Origin of the sequence: Lacibacter sediminis (assembly GCF_014168535.1) — a bacterium.
GTDB lineage: Bacteria > Bacteroidota > Bacteroidia > Chitinophagales > Chitinophagaceae > Lacibacter > Lacibacter sediminis.
On record NZ_CP060007.1, the window covers coordinates 1,372,333 to 1,394,439 of the forward strand.

At 40.3% G+C, this 22,107-nt stretch carries 15 protein-coding genes and 1 riboswitch; of the genes, 14 read left to right on the forward strand and 1 reads right to left on the reverse strand.

The window, feature by feature from the left end:
- Positions 1-13: 13 nt before the first annotated feature.
- Positions 14-1,009 (forward strand): hypothetical protein, encoded by a 996-nt coding sequence (locus H4075_RS06000; RefSeq protein ID WP_182805074.1) that lies wholly within the window; start codon positions 14-16, stop codon positions 1,007-1,009.
- Between the two features lie 652 nt (positions 1,010-1,661).
- Here H4075_RS06000 and uvrA read toward each other — a convergent pair.
- Entirely contained in the window at positions 1,662-4,496 is a 2,835-nt protein-coding gene (uvrA, locus tag H4075_RS06005) for an excinuclease ABC subunit UvrA (protein WP_182805076.1), read from the reverse strand.
- A 285-nt stretch (positions 4,497-4,781) separates the two neighbouring features.
- On the opposite strand from uvrA, the gene H4075_RS06010 reads away from it, so the two are divergent.
- The 13 genes from H4075_RS06010 to H4075_RS06070 all read left to right on the forward strand — a co-directional run bounded on the left by H4075_RS06010 (position 4,782) and on the right by H4075_RS06070 (position 22,094).
- Positions 4,782-5,240, forward strand: a complete 459-nt coding sequence (locus H4075_RS06010; protein ID WP_182805078.1) for a hypothetical protein — start codon at positions 4,782-4,784, stop codon at positions 5,238-5,240.
- An 89-nt stretch (positions 5,241-5,329) separates the two neighbouring features.
- A riboswitch (SAM riboswitch) is annotated at positions 5,330-5,443 on the forward strand.
- Positions 5,444-5,867: 424 nt separating this feature from the next.
- The gene (locus H4075_RS06015) at positions 5,868-7,193 is read left to right on the forward strand and encodes an O-acetylhomoserine aminocarboxypropyltransferase/cysteine synthase family protein (RefSeq protein ID WP_182805079.1); all 1,326 of its coding nucleotides are present in this window, start codon (positions 5,868-5,870) and stop codon (positions 7,191-7,193) included.
- Between the two features lie 152 nt (positions 7,194-7,345).
- The gene (locus tag H4075_RS06020; RefSeq protein ID WP_182805081.1) at positions 7,346-8,398 is read left to right on the forward strand and encodes a homoserine O-acetyltransferase family protein; all 1,053 of its coding nucleotides are present in this window, start codon (positions 7,346-7,348) and stop codon (positions 8,396-8,398) included.
- Position 8,399: 1 nt separating this feature from the next.
- A complete protein-coding gene (locus H4075_RS06025) occupies positions 8,400-9,662 on the forward strand; it encodes a homoserine dehydrogenase (protein WP_182805083.1) in 1,263 nt (420 codons plus the stop codon).
- A 2-nt stretch (positions 9,663-9,664) separates the two neighbouring features.
- Positions 9,665-10,399 carry a phosphoadenylyl-sulfate reductase gene (locus tag H4075_RS06030; protein ID WP_182805084.1) on the forward strand — a complete coding sequence of 245 codons (735 nt, stop codon included), beginning with the start codon at positions 9,665-9,667 and terminating at the stop codon, positions 10,397-10,399.
- A 102-nt stretch (positions 10,400-10,501) separates the two neighbouring features.
- Complete coding sequence (gene cysD / locus H4075_RS06035; RefSeq protein ID WP_182805086.1) at positions 10,502-11,410, forward strand: sulfate adenylyltransferase subunit CysD; 909 nt, start codon at positions 10,502-10,504, stop codon at positions 11,408-11,410.
- 83 nt (positions 11,411-11,493) lie between these two features.
- Positions 11,494-12,735 carry a sulfate adenylyltransferase subunit 1 gene (locus tag H4075_RS06040; RefSeq protein WP_182805088.1) on the forward strand — a complete coding sequence of 414 codons (1,242 nt, stop codon included), beginning with the start codon at positions 11,494-11,496 and terminating at the stop codon, positions 12,733-12,735.
- A 69-nt stretch (positions 12,736-12,804) separates the two neighbouring features.
- Complete coding sequence (cobA, locus tag H4075_RS06045) at positions 12,805-13,614, forward strand: uroporphyrinogen-III C-methyltransferase (protein ID WP_182805090.1); 810 nt, start codon at positions 12,805-12,807, stop codon at positions 13,612-13,614.
- A gap of 8 nt (positions 13,615-13,622) precedes the next feature.
- On the forward strand, positions 13,623-15,341 hold the full coding sequence (locus tag H4075_RS06050; protein WP_182805092.1) for a diflavin oxidoreductase: 1,719 nt from the start codon (positions 13,623-13,625) through the stop codon (positions 15,339-15,341).
- 103 nt (positions 15,342-15,444) lie between these two features.
- Positions 15,445-17,127, forward strand: a complete 1,683-nt coding sequence (cysI, locus tag H4075_RS06055) for an assimilatory sulfite reductase (NADPH) hemoprotein subunit (RefSeq protein ID WP_182805094.1) — start codon at positions 15,445-15,447, stop codon at positions 17,125-17,127.
- Positions 17,128-17,131: 4 nt separating this feature from the next.
- Positions 17,132-17,812: a DUF2490 domain-containing protein gene (locus H4075_RS06060; RefSeq protein ID WP_182805096.1), complete on the forward strand. Its 681-nt coding sequence runs from the start codon at positions 17,132-17,134 to the stop codon at positions 17,810-17,812.
- Positions 17,796-19,283 (forward strand): TSUP family transporter, encoded by a 1,488-nt coding sequence (locus H4075_RS06065; RefSeq protein ID WP_182805097.1) that lies wholly within the window; start codon positions 17,796-17,798, stop codon positions 19,281-19,283. The genes H4075_RS06060 and H4075_RS06065 overlap by 17 nt, the downstream gene beginning before the upstream one ends.
- 225 nt (positions 19,284-19,508) lie before the next feature.
- Complete coding sequence (locus H4075_RS06070) at positions 19,509-22,094, forward strand: TonB-dependent receptor (RefSeq protein WP_255460371.1); 2,586 nt, start codon at positions 19,509-19,511, stop codon at positions 22,092-22,094.
- Positions 22,095-22,107 lie beyond the last annotated feature (13 nt).

Below are 22,107 nucleotides of genomic sequence, written 5' to 3' on the forward strand. Positions count from 1 at the left end.
AACATCCGATTCTATGAAACTACGTACATTGTACATTTCCCTGTACGCATTACTGCTTATGCTAAGCAGCATTCAAGAACTGAATGCACAGATTGGATTATCTTCTGCAAATTCCCGTTTTGAAATTGGTTTAGATTTAGGCCCGATGAGTTTTCTTGGTGACCTTGGTGGTAACCGTGGAAGAGGAGGCTATGGCCCTAAAGACAACAATCTTCCTGTAACGAATGCGATCATTGGTATTTCTGCTTCTTATTATCCTGCAGAGTGGATTGGGTTCCGTTTGTCAGGTAACTATGGTAAAATGGAAGGTGATGATCGCCTGGTAAAACAAAAGCAACCGGCTGATACATGGGAAGGTTCAAGAAAATACAGGAACCTTACATTCCGCTCACCTTTATACGAAGCTTACGCCGCACTTGAAATTTATCCTACAGCATTTATCAGCTTAAAGAACGGATCAGGGTTACCACGTTTCCGTCCATATGGTATCGTTGGCTTCGGTGTGTTTAAATTTAAGCCACAGGGCTTGTATAAAGATCCTGCAGGTAATGAATCATGGATCGATCTGAAACCACTCCGTTTAGAAGGACAAGGAATGGTTGAAACAGGAATTCCTGAATACAGTCTAGTGAATTATGCTATTCCAATGGGCGTAGGCATCAAATATGATATTACTGAACGTGTAACATTTGCAGTTGAACTTATCCATCGCAAAACAGGTAGTGATTATATTGATGATGTAAGTAATAAATTTATTGATCCGGCCTTGTTCGATCAATACTTGACACCAACACAGGCAACGTATGCTAAATACCTGGCCAATCCAAGTTCATTTTATCCGAATTCAAATCCGGCTTATACTCCTTACCGCACCGGTAAGAAAAGAGGTAACCCATTAAAAAATGATTCTTATTTCTCCAGTACATTCAGACTTACGTGGAAGATCGGCGATGTTTATGCCGACTGGTTCCGAAATAAGAACTCAATGAAATGTCCGCAATACTTTTAGCGAATTATTTTTATCCATACCCATACCCAAATCCCTAAAAAATGAAAACTGAAATCCCCAAAACAAAAGCAAGAGCGCTATCTAACAATCCCGAGCTGACTATTTGGTTACTTCGTGTAGGATTAGTTACACTCTATGTAGTACTCTACATCTTTAAGAAAAAACTCTATCTATAACTTCTTAAGCAAAGTATGCAATAAACGTTAGTCCGTACCCTTCTCATAATGTTCCAATCCTGTGAAAATCCAGTGAGAACCAGCGACCGATATTTATTTCACCATGCTTTGCTTATTCTTTTAATTACATCAACTATCAATATGTAAACTCTTTGAACAAAGTATGCAATAAACGTTAATCCGTACCCCTTTTCTCAATTTTATCTAATCTTGAGAAAAAGAAAAAGAGAACCAGATCGATATTTATTTCACCATGCTTTGTTCATTTTTTTTCCAGTGTAAACCAAGACAATTTCCAATGATTTGGCAAAGTATGTAATAAACGTTAGTCCGAAACCCTTTCTCAAGTTTCCAATCCTGTGAAAATCTAAAGAGAGAACCCTGGACGGATATTTATTTCATCATGCTTTGCTTTGTTTCTCTTGGTCCGTACTCTATCCTGTTGCCCCCCATTGGTTCGGGGGGCTTTTTTTTACCTATAATTCAACCTTTAAAAATCTTGCGGTGTGACTTGCTTTACAGTTGAGTAATTCTTCGGGTGTTCCTTCAAACAAAATTTCACCACCACCATCACCACCTTCGGGTCCTAAATCAATTATATGATCAGCAACTTTTATTACATCCATATTGTGCTCAATTACTAATACTGTATTGCCTCTATCGGTTAATTTATTCAATACATCAAGCAAGTGTTGAATATCCTGGAAGTGTAAACCTGTAGTTGGCTCATCGAGAATATAAAATGTTTTGCCGGTATCTTTCTTTGCAAGTTCGGTTGATAGTTTTACACGTTGCGCTTCTCCACCACTTAACGTAACAGCACTTTGGCCGAGTGTGATGTAACCAAGTCCAACATCTTCCAATACTTTTATTTTGCGATAGAGGTATGGAACAGGTTGAAAGAATTCAACTGCTTCTTCAACTGTCATATCCAACACATCAGCAATTGATTTTCCTTTGTAACGGATTTCAAGTGTTTCACGATTGTAACGTTTGCCATTACATTTTTCACAATGCACATATACATCAGGTAAGAAATTCATTTCAATTACACGCATACCACCGCCTTCACATACGTCGCATCTTCCTGTTTTTACATTAAAAGAAAAACGACCTGCATTATAACCCCTGATCTTTGCTTCAGGCACTGCAGAAAATAATGTTCTGATCTCAGTAAAGAAACCGCAATAGGTGGCGGGATTACTTCTTGGTGTTCGTCCAATAGGCGACTGATCAATTTCAATCACCTTATCAATATGTTCCAATCCTTTAATGCTTTTGTAAGGCATTGGATTTGCTTTTGACTCATAGCAATATTTGCTGAGAATAGGATAGAGTGTTTCGTTGATGAGTGTACTCTTGCCACTGCCACTAACACCCGTAACAACAATCAGTTTGCCCAATGGAAATTTCGCACTCACGTTGTTGAGATTGTTACCACTTGCTCCTTTTAATTCGATGTGTTTGCCATTGCCTTTTCTTCGTTCTGTTGGAACGGCAATTGATTTGATCCCGTTTAAATATTTGGCAGTATCACTTTTTGATTCGAGCACATCTTTTGGTGATCCGGCAGATACAATTGTTCCACCATGTTTACCAGCTTGCGGACCAACATCAATCAAATGATCAGCCGCAAGCATGATGTCTTTATCATGTTCAACTACCAACACGCTGTTACCAACGTCACGAAGATTTTTTAATGCTTCGATCAACCGATGATTATCACGTTGATGCAAACCAATACTCGGTTCATCTAAAATATAAGTGATGCCCTGCAGTTGAGATCCGATCTGCGTTGCCAAACGTATACGCTGACTTTCGCCACCGCTTAGCGTTCTGCTCGAACGATTTAATGTTAGATAAGTTAAACCAACATTCAATAAAAACTGTAATCGTTCCCTGATCTCCTTCAACACATCTTTGGCGATTGCTGCCTGTTTATTACTGATGCGTAATTCCAGTCCGTCAAACCAGGCAGCAAGATTATCAAGATTGAGTTCACTTAACTCAGCAATATTGCGGTCTTCAATTTTAAACCAGAGACTTTCTTTTTTCAATCTGGCGCCATTGCAGCTGCCACATGTTTGTAATGTCATGAATTGTGTCACCCATTCACGCAAACCTTCTGTGCTTTGTGCAGAAACAAACCAACGCTTCAACATGGGGATGATGCCTTCGTAACTGCCAGTGTATTCATGCGGAACCGTTTCATCACTTGCATCAACTTCCAATGTTGCACTGATATTTTTATCACCGAATAATAACAGGTCCAGTTGCTCTTTTGGAAGATTCTTTACCGGCACATCTAATTTAATCTTATACTTTTTTGCAAAAGCGATCACTTGTTGAAACACACTCGCATCTCTTTCTTCACCCAGTGGAGCAATGCCACCTTCTTTTACAGTTAGTGTTTGATCAGGAAGTACTAACTCCATATCAATTGTGTAAACATTACCCAATCCTTTGCAGGTTGGGCATGCGCCATAAGGAGAGTTAAATGAGAATGCATTGGGTGATGGTTCTTCATAACTCAGCCCTGTATCCTCACACATCAATTGTTTTGAATAAGAAACAACGCCAGTCTTTTCTGTTTCAATGAACATCAGGTCTTTTCCGATCTTCAATGTTTGTTGTACACTTTGGCTGATGCGTACACGAAAATCGTCACTCACTTTTAAACGATCAACCACTACTTCAATATCGTGGATCTTATAACGATCGACCTGCATCTTTGGAGTAATATCCTGTATCTCACCATCAACCCTCACTTTTACATAACCTTTTTTACGGATGTCTTCAAATAATTCACGATAATGTCCTTTACGTCCACGAACCAACGGAGCAAGTAAAGAAACTTTCTGTCCATCAAAGCGATTAAAAATATTCTCTACAATTTCTTCTTCGCTCCACTTCACCATTTTCTTACCCGTGTTATACGAATAGGCATCACTTGCTCTTGCATAAAGAAGGCGAAGGAAATCATACACTTCAGTAATGGTGCCTACAGTTGAGCGTGGATTTTTATTAGTGGTCTTTTGTTCAATGGAAATAACAGGAGAGAGGCCCGTGATCTTATCAACATCAGGCCGCTCCATATCACCCACAAACTGCCGTGCATAAGCGCCAAATGTTTCCATGTAGCGGCGTTGGCCTTCGGCATAAATGGTATCGAATGCCAGCGATGATTTCCCACTTCCGCTGATACCGGTGATCACTACCAGTTTATTTTTAGGAATACTTACATCAATATTCTTGAGGTTGTGTACCCGTGCTCCCGATACTTCGATCTGATCATTAGTTGAGTCGCTCATAATTTTTCTCCTGCCGGTCGTTTACGACCGGACAGCGAATTTACCGTGAAATCCTTTACTAAAGTTATTAGGTTTTAGAATTGTCCTCCAATGGTTTTCAGAAGATTAGATGTTTAAACAAGCTAGGGACTTGAAGTAAGATACTTCAACGTAAATCGGTTAAGCCAATATTAATTAATTGTTATGTGGAAAACTAGGCTGTTTCGATATTTTGATTTGGCTCGCTTCATGCTAACTTAAACTTCAATTACGATCTGCCAATTATCAAAGCAAAAAACTTACACTATGGGTATAGCCGTTTACAACGCCGTTCCAATGATTCTTCACGACGGTCAGAGAGAACATCGCTTCACCTTAAAATTAAGCCCCGCCACCGAGAGCTTCCGCCTTGAAAGTGGAATGATCAAGCGCAGCATCTTCATTGGCAAACGCATGTTCAACCGTTTGTTCCAGTTTGTAAGAAACGAATATGGTTACACATTGGGACGCATTCAGTATGATGATGATCAAATGAAAAAAGGATCGGCAATTACGGAACAGCGTGACCAATTCAGGTTTACCATCAATGAACAGGATGGTATTGAAGTAATGCTGGAAAATGAAGCCGTACCACTAAAAAAGGTGTCAGCTACTATTCCGCTCCGTTACGAAAATGAGACAGAGAAAAAAGCGCACCTGCGTGCACTTATCCCGTCAGTACTTGCAGCATTGATTCTTACACGTGAAATACAACCGGCACTTTAACAACTGTTAGCCAAAGAAATTTTGCAGTTTGCAGTTTTTGCCGCTAACTTTGCAGCAGTTCTTTTAACACTGGTATTAAAATACCGGTTCGCTTATCAAGAAAGGCAGAGGGTAATGGCCCAATGAAGCCTTGGCAACCTCTCTCAATTGTTTTACAGTTGAAAGGAAGGTGCCAATTCCATCCTGAAAAGGGTAGATAAGTCAGATTTCAAGCTTAACAATGTTCAATTACATAGCAAAAGCTCATCTGATATTATCGGATGAGCTTTTTTGTTTTGAACAGGTTTGTTCTTACAACTGCTCTCCGTAAAATGTTTCTTAGATAGGTAAAAAAGAAAGGAGAAAAACAAAAAGCAGATGAAACAAACAAATGTTATTAAAAGCATTGACAAAACTTTTGCAAATGAGAATTTGCATAAATCAGTAAAGCCAACTACTTTTGTTAGCCATACATACTTCATGTACAACAGCAACAACAATACAAACATTTCTTTAACTGCAGCCATGCAGTGTTGTTGTATTTGTTGTATGCCGTAAGGCATACATATCTTTTCCGACCCTGCCTGTCAGGGAGGTACCACACACTTCTTCTTTTTTACTTAATTCTTCAATCATTAAATCTTAATTATGAGCAACACTCTTCGTTTTGAAACATTGCAATTGCATGCCGGTCAACAAATTGATCCAACAACAAAAGCACGTGCAGTGCCTATCTATCAAACAACTTCTTATGGTTTTGACAACAGCGAACACGCTGCTGATCTGTTTGGCTTAAGAGCATTTGGCAATATCTATACCCGTATCATGAACCCTACCACCGATGTGTTTGAACAACGCATTGCTGCACTTGAAGGTGGTGTAGCAGCATTGGCAGTTGGTAGCGGACAGGCTTCACAGTTTCTTGCACTCAATAATATTTTACAGGCAGGCGATAATTTTGTAACCACTACTTATTTATATGGTGGCACTTACAATCAGTTTAAGGTTGCATTCAAACGTTTAGGTATTGAAGCACGTTTTGCTGATGGTGATGATGCAGAAAGTTTTGTAAAGCATATTGATAAAAATACAAAAGCGATCTACCTGGAAACCATTGGTAATCCACGTCTGAATATTCCTGATTTCAAAAAATTTGCTGACTTAGCAAAAGAATATGATTTGCCATTGATCGTTGATAACACATTTGGTGCAGGTGGTTATTTATTCCGCCCCATTGAACATGGTGCCAACATTGTGGTTGAAAGTGCAACAAAATGGATCGGCGGACATGGTACTACTATCGGCGGTGTTATTGTTGACGGCGGTAACTACAATTGGGGCAACGGTAAGTTTCCTCAGTTTACTGAACCAAGTGAAGGCTATCATGGTTTAAAATTCTGGGATGTGTTTGGCGAAGGCAATCCACTTGGGTTACCAAACATCGCATTCATCATTCGTGCAAGAGTGGAAGGTTTGCGTGATTTTGGTTCTGCACAAAGCCCATTCAATTCATTTTTATTGTTGCAAGGGTTGGAGACATTGTCGCTTAGAGTACAAAGACATGTTGATAATGCACAGAAATTAGCAGAATGGCTGGAGCAACATCCATCTGTTGAATATGTATTATATCCAGGTTTGAAAAGTAATCCATATCATGAGCTGGCAAAAAAATATCTCACCAATGGATATGGTGGTGTATTACAGGTAGCGATTAAAGGTGGGAAAGAAAATGCTGCGAAGTTTATCAATTCATTGAAGCTGATCAGTCACTTAGCAAATGTGGGAGATGCAAAAACATTAGCGATTCATCCTGCAAGCACAACCCACGAGCAGTTAAGCGAAGCAGAACAAATTGCAAGTGGTGTTGCACCTAATCTCGTTCGTTTAAGCGTGGGTATTGAACATATTGATGATATTAAAGCAGACTTGGAACAGGCTTTTCAAAAAGTATTTGAAAAAGAATTGGTAGGATAGTTTTTTGTGACCAACGCAGGTGCTTCTGTGTGCCTGCGTTGTGTCATTCACTTATACGCTTTGCTCTTTTTTCAGCTGAATGACATACAGAACGATGCAGTGAGTGACACAACAACAGCTGATCCAATATTCAAAAAGATGATAAAATAGAAATGTCGACACAAATTTTTACATACAATAAACCATTCAGACTTGAGTCGGGAGCATTGCTCAATCAATATCATTTGGCCTATACAACGTTGGGTCAATTGAATGAAGCAAAAGACAATGCGGTATGGATCTTTCATGCATTAACTGCCAACAGCGATCCGTCAGAATGGTGGAGTGGATTAGTTGGTGAAGGAAAGTTGTTTGATCCTGCAAAGCATTTTATTGTATGTGTGAACATGCCCGGCAGTGCTTATGGCAGTATTGGTCCGTTGGATATTAATCCGTTAACAGATGAGCCATACTATCACGATTTTCCCTGGTTTACTACAAGGGATATGATCCGTGCATATGATCCGTTGCGCAAGTTTTTAGGTATTGAAAAAATATACATTGGTATTGGTGGCAGCATGGGCGGGCAACAATTATTGGAGTGGGCCATTGAAGAACCGCAGTTGTTCGAACATATTATTCCCATTGCAACCAATGCGTATCATTCAGCATGGGGCATTGCATTCAATGCATCACAACGTTTGGCCATTGAGGCAGATTCAACCTGGAAAAATAAAGCAGAAGATGCAGGTACTGAAGGTTTGAAAGCTGCCAGAAGTATTGCATTGCTTTCATATCGTCATTATGATGCATACGGCATCAGTCAAATCGAAGAAAGCAATGATGTGTTGGAATCATTTAAAAGTGAATCATACCAACGTTACCAGGGCGATAAATTAGTAAAGCGCTATAATGCGTTCAGTTATTATTTTCTCAGCAAAGGAATGGACTCACACAATGTTGGTCGGAGCCGCATTTCTATTGAAGGAGCGTTAAAAGAAATTACTGCAAGAACATTGGTGATCGGTATCAGTAATGATGTCTTGTTCCCGGTTAGTGAGCAACAGTTCCTGGCGAATACGATCAGCGGCGCAAGTTTTAAAAGTATTGAATCGTTTTATGGACATGATGGTTTCCTGTTGGAATACGATCAGATCAGCAAAGCCATCAATCAATTTTTACAGCAAACACAAAAAACAGATTTAAAGAAACAATTAATCAAATAATATGTCATCAGATAAACAATTGGTCATCGGACTGTTTGGATTTGGGGTAGTAGGAGAAGGTTTGTACAAAGTATTACAGCAAACACCATCATTGAATGCACGCATTAAAAAAGTGTGTATCAAGAATCCGAATAAAAAACGCAATGCTCCCGACGAGCTATTTACAACAGATAGAGATGTATTACTCAACGATCCTGAAATTAATGTGATCGTAGAAGTGATCAACGAAAGTGAACCGGCTTTTTACATTGTATCAACTGCATTAAAGAGTGGAAAAGAAGTGGTGAGTGCCAGCAAGAAAATGATCGCTGAGCATTTACCTGAGTTATTAAAACTGCAAACTGAAACGGGTATCTCATTTTTATATGAAGCTTCGGCATGTGCATCGATTCCTGTTATCCGAAACCTGGAAGAGTATTATGATAATGATCTTTTGCATGGCATTCGTGGTATTGTAAACGGTAGCACCAATTATATCCTCACAAAAATGTTTGAAGAGAAACTCGATTTCAAACAAGCGTTGTTACAGGCACAGCAATTAGGTTTTGCAGAAGCTGATCCAACTTTGGATGTGGATGGCTGGGATGCAGTTAATAAATGGGTGATCCTGTTGTTGCATGCATACGGTATTGTTTCTCATCCGGATGATGTATTGTTCACCGGTATTCAAAATATTCAAGGTTCTGATGCGTCTGTTGGCCGTGAGAAAAATTTAGAGATTCGTTTGGTGGGACAGGCAAAGAAATTACAGAATGGTAAAGTCGCAGCCTTTGTATTACCGCAGTTTGTAAAGCATGATGATCATTTGAGTTTTGTAAAGAACGAATACAATGGAGCAGTAGTAGAAAGCTCTTTTTCTGATAAACAATTCTTCTATGGAAAAGGTGCAGGTTCGTTCCCAACTGCATCTGCGGTGTTGAGCGATATCTCTGCCTTGCGTTACGATTATAAATACGAGTATAAGAAACTGTATTACCATCAGCCAAACGAACTTACCAACGATTACTATCTGAAAGTATACCTCAGTTTCGATGATTGGAATTATATTCCTAAAGATAAGTTTGAGTGGATCGAAGAATGGCATGCTGAAAGCGATCGTAAATATTTAGTCGGCGTGTTGCATGCAACAGAATTAAAAGAAAATAACTGGTGGAGAGAAAACGGTACATCACTCATTCTTTCTCCCGAACCGATCATTGAAGATGTTGAGGTTCGTAAGTTGAAAAAAAAGAGTCTTGAATTAGCAGGCTTAAACTTTAATTGATCATGAGTTTACAACAACAAATAACTGAACTGGAAAGTCTGCTGAAGGATAAAAATCCTGCACCAGCTTTGCAGTTGTTAAGCGAACGTTTTGAAGGCAATATCGTTTTTTCAACCAGCTTTGGTTTGGAAGATCAAGCCATCAGTCATTTGATCTTTTCCGAAAAATTGCCCATTGATGTGTTTACGCTTGACACCGGTCGTATGTTCACAGAAACATACAGCACCTGGCGCTCAACATTGGAAGCCTACAATCAACCAATTCATGCCTATTATCCCAATGCAGAAAAATTGCAGTCTTTTGTAACGGAAAAAGGGCCGAATTCTTTTTACGAATCAACTGATAACAGAAAAGAATGTTGCGGTATTCGTAAAGTGGAACCATTGAAGCGTGCATTAAAGGGCAAACAGCTTTGGATAACAGGTTTAAGGGCCGAACAAAGCCCTGATCGTCAATCAACCTCTCAACTTGAGTGGGACGAAGGCAACCAGATCATCAAGTTTCATCCAATACTTCATTGGACATGGGATGAGTTGAATCTCTTCATCCGTGAAAATCATGTTCCCTACAATTCTTTACACGATAAAGGCTTTGTAAGCATTGGTTGCGCTCCCTGTACAAGAGCCATCCGCCCCGGCGAAGATTTCCGTGCCGGCCGCTGGTGGTGGGAGGATAAAAGCAACAAGGAATGCGGGTTGCACGTACATACAGATGTAAGCCAAACGTCAAATTCCTGATTTACGCAAATGTTTGCGTAATTATAAACAACTGTTAGGCGTTTTGCGCCTTATATTTGCAATCATATAACCCTACTCAGTAGGTAGGATAATAAGCAGATCATGAGTCAATATCATTTAAATTATTTAGAGCAATTGGAAGCGGAGAGCATTCAGATCTTCCGTGAGGTGGCGGCACAGTTTGAAAAACCGGCCCTTTTATTCAGCGGTGGAAAAGATTCTATCGTGATGGTTCATTTGGCAAAGAAGGCGTTTGCTCCCGGCAAGATTCCTTTCCCTTTAGTGCATATTGATACGGGACATAATTTCCCTGAAGCGTTGGAGTTCCGTGATTGGTTAGCGAGCCAGGTTGGCGCTACATTGGTAGTGCGTAAAGTGGAAGATACCATTAAGCAACGCAGCTTAACTGAGCCAAAAGGAAAATTCCCCAGCCGTAACTGGTTACAAACTTATACGTTGCTCGATACCATTGAAGAGTTTGCATTTGATGCATGTATTGGTGGCGCCCGCAGAGATGAAGAAAAGGCCCGTGCAAAAGAGCGCATTTTTTCTGTGCGTGATGAGTTTGGTCAATGGAACCCCAAACTGCAACGTCCTGAATTGTGGAATATCTACAACGGTCGTATTCACAAAGGTGAAAACGTTCGTGTATTCCCGATCAGTAACTGGACAGAGTTAGATATCTGGAATTATATCCGCAGTGAAAAGATTGATCTGCCTTCTATTTATTTCGCACACGACCGTGAAGTGATTGAACATGAAGGACAATTGGTAGCGATGAGTGAGCATGTGCAAACAACTGCTGAAGATAAGATCATCACCAAGCGTGTGCGTTATCGTACTGTTGGTGATATGACCTGTACGGCAGCTGTTGAATCAACTGCTTCAAACTTAGATGAAGTAATTGAAGAGATCATTGCAACACGCATCAGCGAACGTGGTGAAACACGTATCGATGATAAGGTTACCGAAGCTGCAATGGAAGACAGGAAAAAGAATGGATATTTCTAAAAGCGAGAGGTGAGTAGGAAGTGGCAAGTATCTATTCACCATTGACCATACACAATTTTTGATTTAAACTTTTTTAAGATAACATGGACTTATTACGTTTTATAACCGCAGGTAGTGTAGATGATGGCAAAAGCACATTGATCGGTCGTTTGCTGTACGACAGCAAAAACATTCTCATCGATCAACTGGAAGCGTTGGAAAAATCAACCAAGAACCGCACAGATGGTTCAGTTGATCTGGCGTTGTTGACAGATGGTCTGCGTGCAGAAAGAGAACAAGGTATCACTATTGATGTGGCCTACCGTTATTTCACAACACCAAAGCGTAAGTTCATTATTGCTGATGCTCCGGGACATGTGCAATACACAAGAAACATGATCACGGGTGCAAGTAATGCCAACCTCATTATCATTTTGGTTGATGCAAGACAAGGTGTGGTTGAACAAACACGTCGTCATTCCATCATTGCTTCGTTGCTGAAGATCAAACATGTGGTGGTAGCGATCAACAAAATGGATCTGGTTGAATATTCGCAGGATGTGTACAACAACATTGTTATTGATTATGCCGATGTAGCACAGCAATTAGGATTGAAAGATGTCACTTATATTCCAATCAGTGCATTGAATGGCGATAACATCGTAGATAAATCGGAAACAATTACATGGTACGATGGTAAACCATTACTTGAGTTTCTTGAAGCCGTTGAAATTGATAACGACATCAATTTAACTGATCCACGTTTCCAGGTGCAGTTAGTGATTCGTCCGCAAACAGAAGAACTCCATGATTACCGTGGCTATGCCGGCCAGGTAACAAGTGGTATTTACAAAGTGGGCGATAAAGTAACTGTATTGCCTGCCGGTATTGAAACAACCATCAGTACGTTGGAAGTAGGTGGCAAATCAGTTGATGAAGTATTTGCACCGCAGAGCGTAACCATTCAATTGGCAGATGATATTGATATCAGCCGTGGCGATTCAATTGTAAAATCAGACAATCAACCACAAGTAAGCAATGAGCTTGAAGTGATCCTTTGCTGGATGGATGACAAGCCATTGATCCCCGGTAACAAGTATTACCTGCAGCATGGCAGCCGTTTGGTACGTTCTGTTGTAAAGCAGGTAGAATATAAATTGGATGTAAACAGTTTGCAGCAGCAACCCGTTGAAGGAAATGTGAAATTGAACGAAGTGGTAAAAGCTGTGATCAAAACGGCTTCACCGGTTGTGTTTGATTCTTACGGTAAGCTTAGTGAAAACGGAAACGCCGTCCTGATCGATGAAACAAGCAACAGCACTGTGGCGGCAGTTTTAATACAATAAAAAACCGAAAGGTTTTTTTATGATCAAAAACTCTACTCGCAGAGTAGAATAATAAAACAAAGAAACGACATGTCAAACCAACTTCATACAACAAGCGGCAAAGTGATCATTGCAGGAGCAGGTCCCGGAGATGCAGATCTCATTACCGTGAAACTGCAGCAACGTCTGGCAGAAGCAGATGTAATTATTGTTGATCGACTGGTAAATCCAGAGATCACTGATTTGTATGCACGGCCTGATGCGTTGGTATTGATGACCGGTAAGCAAGGTTATCATGACGGATCTGTTGCGCAGGAAGATATTAATAAGTTGTTGGTTGGTCATGCAAGGAATGGTAAGACAGTTTTGCGTTTGAAAGGTGGTGATGTGGCTTTCTTCAGCAATGTGCTGGATGAGTTACAAAGTCTACAGGAAGCGGAAATTCCGTTTGAAATTATTCCCGGCATCACGGCTGCTTCAGGTGCATCGGCTTATGCAGGTATTCCGTTAACAGCAAGAGGTTATGCCAAAGCGGTTCAGTTCATCACATTTAATCCTTGTAGTTTTTACAGCCGTGATCAATGGAAAGCATGGGCAACATCAACCGATACATTGGTGTTTTATATGGCTGCACGTAACCTCGAAGGTTTAACGGAGTTGCTGTTGCGTCATTCTAAAAAACCAAACACGCCGCTTGCGGTTATTGAGCAGGCCACAACAGAATTTCAACAAGTCCATATAACAACAGTTAGCAATTGCGCCATCGATTTTGCTGATAAGAAGTTCAGTTCACCTTCACTGGTCATTATTGGAGATGTGGTGAAGTTGCATGAACAATTCAATTGGTACGAGGCCAGCAAAGCTGGTTCTGTTTTTCACGAATTAGTGACTGTTAAATAAAGTATTCTATGATTGGCGATTTACGATTAAAGAAATTACACGAGTTTTTTGAAGGTTATTCCAAAGAAGAATTGATTTGGGTGAATGGTTATTTGTCAGGCCTTGTAAGCAATGGCAAGGTGAATGGGAATGCTGATACAAATGGCCAGGATCATAAAGCAGTGTCAACAAAAAAGATCACACTTGCTTTTGGCACTGAAACAGGCAATTCAAAAAAACTGGCTACACAACTTGCTGCAGCCGGTAAGAAACATGGTGTAATTGTAAAGCTTACTGATCTCAGCCAATACCGTGTTGCTGATCTTCCAAAAGAAGAATTCTTTTTTGTGGTGATCAGTACACAGGGCGAAGGTGAACCACCAATACCCGCCAAAAAGTTTTACGATTATATTCATGAAAATGAATTGTCGCTTCCAAATTTAAAATTCAGTGTGTTGGCATTGGGCGACACGTCTTACCCGATGTTTTGCAAAACAGGTGAAGATGTTGATGCACGCTTTAAAGCATTTGGCGCAAAAGAAGTAGTGCCTATTCAGAAATGTGATGTGGATTATGAAGAAGATGCACAAGCATGGTTCAATAAAGTATTACAGGTTGTAGAAAATCAAACCGCAGTTGCTACAGCTGTTGTTGAACCTGCGGCTGCTGTTAAAAAACCAACAGGAAAAAAACATTACCACGGTACTATTCTGACGAATATTAATTTAAACGATCGTGGTTCAAGAAAAGCAACCTATCATATTGAAATCGGAACGGATGAACCGATTGCATATGAACCAGGCGATACAATTGGCATTGTTCCAAATAACAGAGCCGATGTAGTAGATCGTATTTTATCACTCACAGGTATTGCTGCTGATAAAGTGATTGTAACCGCAAAATCAGAAGGAACAGTAAAAGAATTGTTGTTGCATAATCTGAATATCTGTTACCTGTTGACATCAACAATCAAAAAATACGCAACGCTTACTCAACAGGAAATTCCTGATACAAGAATGGATCTTGTTGATCTCTTGCGTATTTATCCTGTAAAAGATGCAGCTCAGTTTGAAGATGTGGTGAAAATATTAATGCCGATTGCACCACGTTTGTATTCGGTGTCTTCTTCACCAGCAGCGCATGGTGAAAATGAAATTCATATCACGGTAGCGAAGAATGCATTTTTATCACAGGATGAACAACGTTGGGGTTTGTGCAGCGAGTTTCTCGGTGATTTGCCGGTAGGTTCGCCAATTACATTCTATGTGCACAAGGATAAAAATTTCAAATTACCTGCTGCTGATAAAGATGTGATCATGATCGGCCCCGGTACTGGTGTAGCTCCTTTCCGATCGTTCCTTGCAGAAAGGGATGCAACCGGAGCAAACGGAAGAAACTGGTTCTTCTTTGGTGAGCAACATTTCACAACTGATTTTCTCTACCAAACAGAAATGCAGAATTATGTGGAGACAGGTGTGTTGACGAATATCAGTCTTGCTTTTTCAAGAGATCAGCAGGAGAAAGTATATGTGCAGCATCGCATCAAAGAAAAGGCTGCTGAGTTTTTTCAATGGATCGATGGTGGTGCCTCTGTTTACATCAGCGGTACAAAAGATCCGATGAGTAAAGATGTGGAGAAAACATTGTTGCAAGTGATCCAGGATCACGGAAAGAAAACAAGTGAAGAGGCACACCAATACCTGGAGCAATTGAAGAAAGAAGGAAGGTATGAAAAGGATGTATATTGATGATGATTAACGAACGGAACGCACAAGTGAGTGACACAACGATGTGGCCATGAAAAACAAAAGCTGACAACAAAATAATAATCGTATTAAGTTATACACTGAAATGGCGGATCAAGTAAAAAATAAAGAGAAGGTAGCATTGTCACCAGTTGAACGGATCAAAACTGCAAGTGAAGGTTTGAGAGGAACGTTGAAAGAAAGTTTAACGAACCAACTCACAGGGGCATTGTATGAAGATGATCAATCGCTCATCAAGTTTCATGGCATGTACCAACAGGATGATCGTGACAGGAGAGAAGAGCGGACTGCAAAAAAACTGGAATGGTTGTTTTCGTATATGATCCGTTTGCGTTTGCCCGGCGGTTTTTTATCACCTGAACAATGGGTGGCGCTGCATGAAGTGGCAGGTGAACATTCAACAGGAACGATCAAAATCACTACTCGTCAAACAGTGCAGTTGCATGGTATTTTAAAATCGCATATCAAACCAACTATTTCTGATTTCAATATTGCAAAGCTCGATTCTATTGCAGCTTGCGGTGATGTGAACCGTAACGTTACCTGCAGTGCACATCCGAACGAATCAGCAATTCATGAAGAGGTATTTGCTTTTGCTGATAAGATCAGTGTAATGGCATTGCCAAAAACAAGATCGTATTACGAAATATGGCTTGATGAAGAAAAGCTGGTGGAGAAAACAGAAGACGATCCATTATACCAGGATCGTTACTTGCCACGTAAGTTCAAGATCGGTATTGCTATTCCGCCAAATAATGATGTGGATGTGTTAACGAATGATGTTGGTCTTATTGCTGTGATAGAAAATAATAAACTCATTGGTTTCAATATTGCTGCAGGTGGTGGTTTAAGTTCAACACATGGTAACCCGAACACCTATGCTCGTTTGGCAACGGTATTGGGTTTTGTAACTGTTGAGCAAACATTGAAAGCAGTGTACGAAATGATCACGATTCAACGTGACTATGGAAATAGAAGTGATCGTAAGTTGGCCCGTTTGAAATATACCATCGATCGTTTAACGGTTGAAGGATTAAAAGAAGAATTGGAAAAACGTTGTGGCTTTGAACTGGGTGAAATAAAACCTTACAGCTTTACTTCACGTAAAGATCATTATGGTTGGAAAAAGAATCACCAGGGCAAATGGTATTTCACCTTGTTTGTAGAAAATGGTCGTGTGCTGGATGACGAACAGGTGGCAATGAAAACAGCTTTGCTTGAAATTGCAAAAACAGGAAAAGCAAATTTCCGTTTCACAGGTAACCAGAATGTGATCATTTCAGATGTGTTGGAAGCAGATAAACCAGCCATTGAAAAATTGTTGAAAGAATTTAAACTGGATGAACATACTGCTAATGCAGGAGCACTTCGTAAGAATGCAATGGCTTGTGTAGCTTTTAATACTTGTCCGTTGGCGCTAGCAGAAGCACAACGTTATTTACCAACGCTCATTGATAAGATCGAGCCACTGCTTTCCAAGCATGGCTTGCAGGATGATGAAATTATTCTGCGGATGACCGGTTGCCCTAATGGTTGCGGACGTTCACCCGCTGCAGAGATCGGGTTTGTGGGAACAGCTTATGGTCAGTACAATTTGCATATTGGCGGTGACAGGGAAGGAGAGCGCTTGAATACAAAATATAAAGACAGTTTGAACGAAGAAGAAATACTAACGACACTTGATGAGTTGTTTGAAGTATATTCAAAAGAACGCAACAGCGGCGAAACGTTTGGCGATTTTTCACAACGTAAATGGATACTGAATTAATCGCTTGAACAAATTGCTTACGATAGGATTAGTTGCGCTTTCAGCAAGAGCTTACACGCAAACGCCACCTGCTGAGTTGTGGGTGGGTGCAAATGTTACCGTTGCTTTTCAAAATCAGTGGCAATGGCATAATGATGCGGGCTACAGAACAAACGGTGTAAATCTTATTCCGCATCAATATCTTTATCGTACCGGTATCCGGAAAATATTTTCAACGAAATGGCATGCTGCGGCTGGTGCGGCTTTTTTTTCAACAAGGATATCGTATAACAAAGCCGATCATGAATTTGGAAATGAATACAGGGCATGGCAGGAAGTAAATCACCAGTATGAATGGAAAAATGGTTTCAGTCTCCAGAATCGGTTCAGAGCTGAAGAACGTTTTTTTGAAGAGGTAAGTACGAGGGATGCCTATAAAGCATTAAGATTGCGTTACCGTGTCGGTCTTACAAAACGGTTTGCAGAAAAATGGACGGTTCAGGTGGCAGATGAGTACATGCGCCAGTTACAGCAGAAGCAATTTTTATATAATCAAAACAGAACCTTGGTTTCGTTGGGGCATGATTTAAAAAAACACGTACAATTGCAGGCCGTTTATATCTGGCAGCAACGCCCGACAGGATCACAACATATTTTGGCACTCTTATTTCAAAAAACAATCACAGCAGATGGAAACAAGAACTGATGCAGATAAAAAGAACAGGCTCTATCCTGTTTTCCTGAAGCTGGAGGAATTGCGTATCCTGCTTGTTGGGGCTGGGAATGTAGGTTTAGAGAAACTGCATTCGTTGCTTGCAAATTCACCGGAAGCAAGCATTACGATCGTAGCTCCAATTGTAAAAGATGAAGTAAGGAAATTAGTATTTAAGCATCCGGCATCAGTTATCGTTCAACGTGAATTTGAAGCGGCTGATCTTGAAAATAAAGACATTGTTATTCTTGCAACAGATAATCGAAAACTGCATGAAGAAGTAAGAGTATTGGCAAAAGAAAAAGGTCTGTTAGTGAACGTTGCTGATACACCTGACCTATGCGATTTTTATTTAGGCAGCATTGTGCAAAAAGGAAATTTGAAGGTAGCCATATCCACAAACGGTAAATCACCAACGGTTGCCAAGCGGATTAAGGAAGTATTAAATGACGCATTGCCTGGTGAACTGGATGAGGTGATCGAGAATCTCCATCATGTAAGAAATAAGTTAAATGGCAATTTTGAATACAAGGTTAAGAAGCTGAATTCTATAACCAAAGTGCTGGTTGAAAAAGATCGTATCGGCACCGAGCGTCAGTGGAAAAAAATAGCCACTTATTCATTGATCGCCTTTGCGTTTATGTTGATCGGTCATTTTATTTTCTCCTACATTCCCTTCGGGCAAATTGCAACTGACACTGTTGCCTGGTACAAGACACTTGATAAGAATTTCCATTGGCTGGTGCTGGCAGGTTTCCTTGCACAGTTGGTTGATGGTGCATTGGGTATGGGTTATGGTGTTACGAGTGCAACGGTATTATTATCTGCGGGTGTTAGTCCGGCAACAATCAGCGGAGCTGTGCACACAGCAGAAGTATTTTCAAGTGCAGCATCAGGCTACAGTCACTACAAGTTTGGGAACGTAAATAAAAAATTATTTAAAGCCCTGGTAATACCGGGTGTCATCGGTGCAATCCTCGGTGCTATTTTGCTTACATGGCTGGGAAATGCAGATGCTGTCTGGTTAAGAGCTGTTCTTGCCTGCTATACCATGTTTCTTGGTATCAAGTTTTTGATCAATGCATTTCGTGAACAGCGTCAACAAAAAAAATTTAAACACTATAGCGCACTCGCAGGTGCCGGTGGTTTTCTCGATTCATTTGGCGGCGGAGGCTGGGGTCCTTTGGTAACTACTACACTCATCAATAAAGGACGTAGCCCGAAGTATGTTATTGGTTCTGTAAGTTTGACTGAATTCTTTGTTACACTTGCAAGTGCCTTTACGTTTTTTACATTATTGGGCGTAAGCCATTGGCAGGTAATTGCAGCATTATTGATCGGCGGTTTTGTTGCAGCTCCCATTGCGGCAAAGCTTACCGGTAAAATGCCAAAGAAAACGGCTTATATTCTTTTAGGTATCCTTGTTATTATCTGGAGTCTCCGGATTTTGGTAAAAGCCTTTTAGGCTTTTTTTTAAAATAAAAGTCTATCTTTTTGGTAGATTAATATTACCCTACTAAATTTGTAGGGTAAATGAAACAAATCAATCATCTCCACATTCATATGATCATGCGATTCGCATCTGCTACACGATGTTGTATGTGTACCTGTTGATCATTTGCTCCTCCATATAACTATTCATTCTTTTCGCCATACAGGCGATATAACTCTTTATTTCTAAAAACTAATCATGATGGGAAAGCGTTTTCTTTTTGTTTTATTGCTAACTGCACTGACGCAGGTTTCATTTGGTCAAACTGCATTAAAAGGAATTATAAAAGATGGTAAAGGACAGCCGGTGGAGGCTGCCAGTATTAAAGTAAAAGGAACAGTGATCAATGCTGTTGCTGATGGCAAAGGACAGTTTAGTATTCCTGCGCCAAAAGAATTGCCTTTTACGTTGCTTATTTCCTCAGCCGGGTATTACCCAAGCGAAGTTGAGATCACAGAGCTAAAGGAAGCTGAATTAAATATTGTTTTAATTGACAACAATCAATTGTCGGAGGTAGTGATTACTTCACGCCGTCGTATTGAGACAGCACAGAATGTTCCGATTGCTATTTCTGTAGTAGGTGGTGCACAAATTGAAAATGCAGGTGCATTTAACGTTAACCGCTTGAAAGAACTCATACCAAGTGTGCAGCTTTACACATCCAATCCACGTAACACTGGTATCAATATCCGTGGTCTTGGATCACCATTTGGTCTTACCAATGATGGTCTTGATCCTGGTGTTGGTTTTTATGTTGACGGTGTATATTTTGCAAGACCTGCAGCAGCAACACTTGATTTTATTGACATCGAGCAGATCGAAGTATTGCGTGGTCCACAGGGAACATTATTTGGAAAAAACACCACTTCCGGTGCATTCAACATCACAACACGTAAACCAAGTTTTAATCCCGGTGCAAATTTTGAAGTGAGCTATGGTAACTATGGTTATATACAAGCTAAAAGTTCTATTACAGGTGCATTAAGTAAAAAAATTGCAGGACGTCTTTCTTTCTCCGGTACGCAACGTAATGGATTAATTGAAAATGTACGCACAGGAAAGTACACGAACGATATTAATAACCTCGGTTTGCGTGGTCAATTATTATTCAAACCTTCAGTCAACACTTCCATCACAGTTGCGGGTGATTTATCCCGTCAGCGTCCTGATGGTTATGCGCAAGTAGTAGCAGGTGTGGTACAAACAAAGCGTGCAGCTTACCGTCAGTTCAATGCAATCATTGCTGATCTTAATTATACACTGCCAAGCACGAATGCGTTCGATCGTAAAATCGATCATGATGTTCCCTGGAATTCAGGTAACGATTTAGGCGGTGCATCATTGAATATTGAACAGAAATTAGGCCCCGGTACGCTTACTGCAACTACTGCATGGCGTTACTGGAATTGGGATCCCTCCAATGACAGAGACTTTACAGGTTTGCAGGCATTGGCGAAATCTCAAAACCCGGCCAAGCATCAAAACTGGTCGCAGGAAATTCGTTATGCAGGTCAGTTATCTTCACGCTTGAGTGGTGTTGTTGGTTTGTTTTATATTGATCAGGAAGTGAAGATCAATGGTACAGAAGAATCAGGAAAAGATCAATGGCGTTTTTCACAAAGCTCAACAAGTAATCTCTGGCAAACTCCCGGACTTTTTGAAGGTTTTGGAATTTATACAAAGGCTTCTATCAAATCGAAAAGTGCAGCAGCGTTCGCCAATATTGATTGGGAAGTTGCAGAAGGTTTTCACATTTTGCCGGGTTTACGTTATAACTACGATAAGAAAGATGTTGTTTACAATCGTGTAGCAGCAGGTGGACTTGATACTGCGAGCTATAATGGTACAACTGCTCAAAAAACAACCTTACAAGGATTTAAGAACGGCGTTTATACAAGTCAATCGTATGTTGCGAATGCCGATGAGAATAATCTCACCTATCAGCTTACATTATCTTACAGAGCGAATAAATATATCAATGCGTTTGCAACTTATTCAACGAGCTTTAAACCTGTTGGTGTTAACGTTGCTGGTTTACCAACGGTTAATGGTCAGGCAGCAACTGATCTGGCAGTAATAAAGCCAGAGGATGTAAGACATTATGAAGTGGGTGTGAAGACAAATCCAACTGACAATTTTATTTTCAATCTGATATACCATAACACCAACATTAAAAACTATCAAACGAATGTTCAATCGGCTGAGTTAGGTGTTAACCGTGGCTATATTGCCAATGCAGAAGAAGTAAATGTAAAAGGTGTTGAGGTTGATGCGAATTATAAAGTCAATAACCATTTCTTATTCTATGGAGCGTTGGCTTATACAGATGCAAAGTATGTGAAGTTTACAAATGCACCGCTTCCATTGGAAGAAACAGGGTTGACAGAAAATGGCGTGCAGAAAGCATTCAAAGATATTTCCGGCGGCGTGCTTCCCGGTATTTCAAAGTGGTCGGGATCATTAGGTGGTGAGTTTAGTACTGCATCAGCTTTCTTAAATAAACCGGCAAAATTCTTTATTGCATTGGAAAGCTTTTATCGCTCATCGTTTTCTTCAAGCCCGTCTCCATCGGCTTATTTGAATATTGATGGTTATACGCTGGTGAATGGAAGAGTAGGCTTTCGTGCAACGAATACCGGTTTTTCAGCTTTTATCTGGGGTAGAAATATTTTCAATAAAAACTATTACGAACAACTCTTGCCTGCAGGTGGTAATGCAGGACATTATGCAGGTGTTTTGGGAGATCAGGCTACATATGGTGTAACATTACGTTACTCACTTTAATAAAACCAAAAGC

Excerpts from the sequence above, each read along its gene's own strand:
- H4075_RS06000 (WP_182805074.1), top strand. The coding sequence starts at position 14 with ATGAAACTACGTACATTGTACATTTCCCTGTACGCATTACTGCTTATG.
- uvrA (WP_182805076.1), bottom strand. The coding sequence starts at position 4,496 with ATGAGCGACTCAACTAATGATCAGATCGAAGTATCGGGAGCACGGGTA.
- H4075_RS06010 (WP_182805078.1), top strand. The coding sequence starts at position 4,782 with ATGGGTATAGCCGTTTACAACGCCGTTCCAATGATTCTTCACGACGGT.
- H4075_RS06015 (WP_182805079.1), top strand. The coding sequence starts at position 5,868 with ATGAGCAACACTCTTCGTTTTGAAACATTGCAATTGCATGCCGGTCAA.
- H4075_RS06020 (WP_182805081.1), top strand. The coding sequence starts at position 7,346 with ATGTCGACACAAATTTTTACATACAATAAACCATTCAGACTTGAGTCG.
- H4075_RS06025 (WP_182805083.1), top strand. The coding sequence starts at position 8,400 with ATGTCATCAGATAAACAATTGGTCATCGGACTGTTTGGATTTGGGGTA.
- H4075_RS06030 (WP_182805084.1), top strand. The coding sequence starts at position 9,665 with ATGAGTTTACAACAACAAATAACTGAACTGGAAAGTCTGCTGAAGGAT.
- cysD (WP_182805086.1), top strand. The coding sequence starts at position 10,502 with ATGAGTCAATATCATTTAAATTATTTAGAGCAATTGGAAGCGGAGAGC.
- H4075_RS06040 (WP_182805088.1), top strand. The coding sequence starts at position 11,494 with ATGGACTTATTACGTTTTATAACCGCAGGTAGTGTAGATGATGGCAAA.
- cobA (WP_182805090.1), top strand. The coding sequence starts at position 12,805 with ATGTCAAACCAACTTCATACAACAAGCGGCAAAGTGATCATTGCAGGA.
- H4075_RS06050 (WP_182805092.1), top strand. The coding sequence starts at position 13,623 with ATGATTGGCGATTTACGATTAAAGAAATTACACGAGTTTTTTGAAGGT.
- cysI (WP_182805094.1), top strand. The coding sequence starts at position 15,445 with ATGGCGGATCAAGTAAAAAATAAAGAGAAGGTAGCATTGTCACCAGTT.
- H4075_RS06065 (WP_182805097.1), top strand. The coding sequence starts at position 17,796 with ATGGAAACAAGAACTGATGCAGATAAAAAGAACAGGCTCTATCCTGTT.
- H4075_RS06070 (WP_255460371.1), top strand. The coding sequence starts at position 19,509 with ATGATGGGAAAGCGTTTTCTTTTTGTTTTATTGCTAACTGCACTGACG.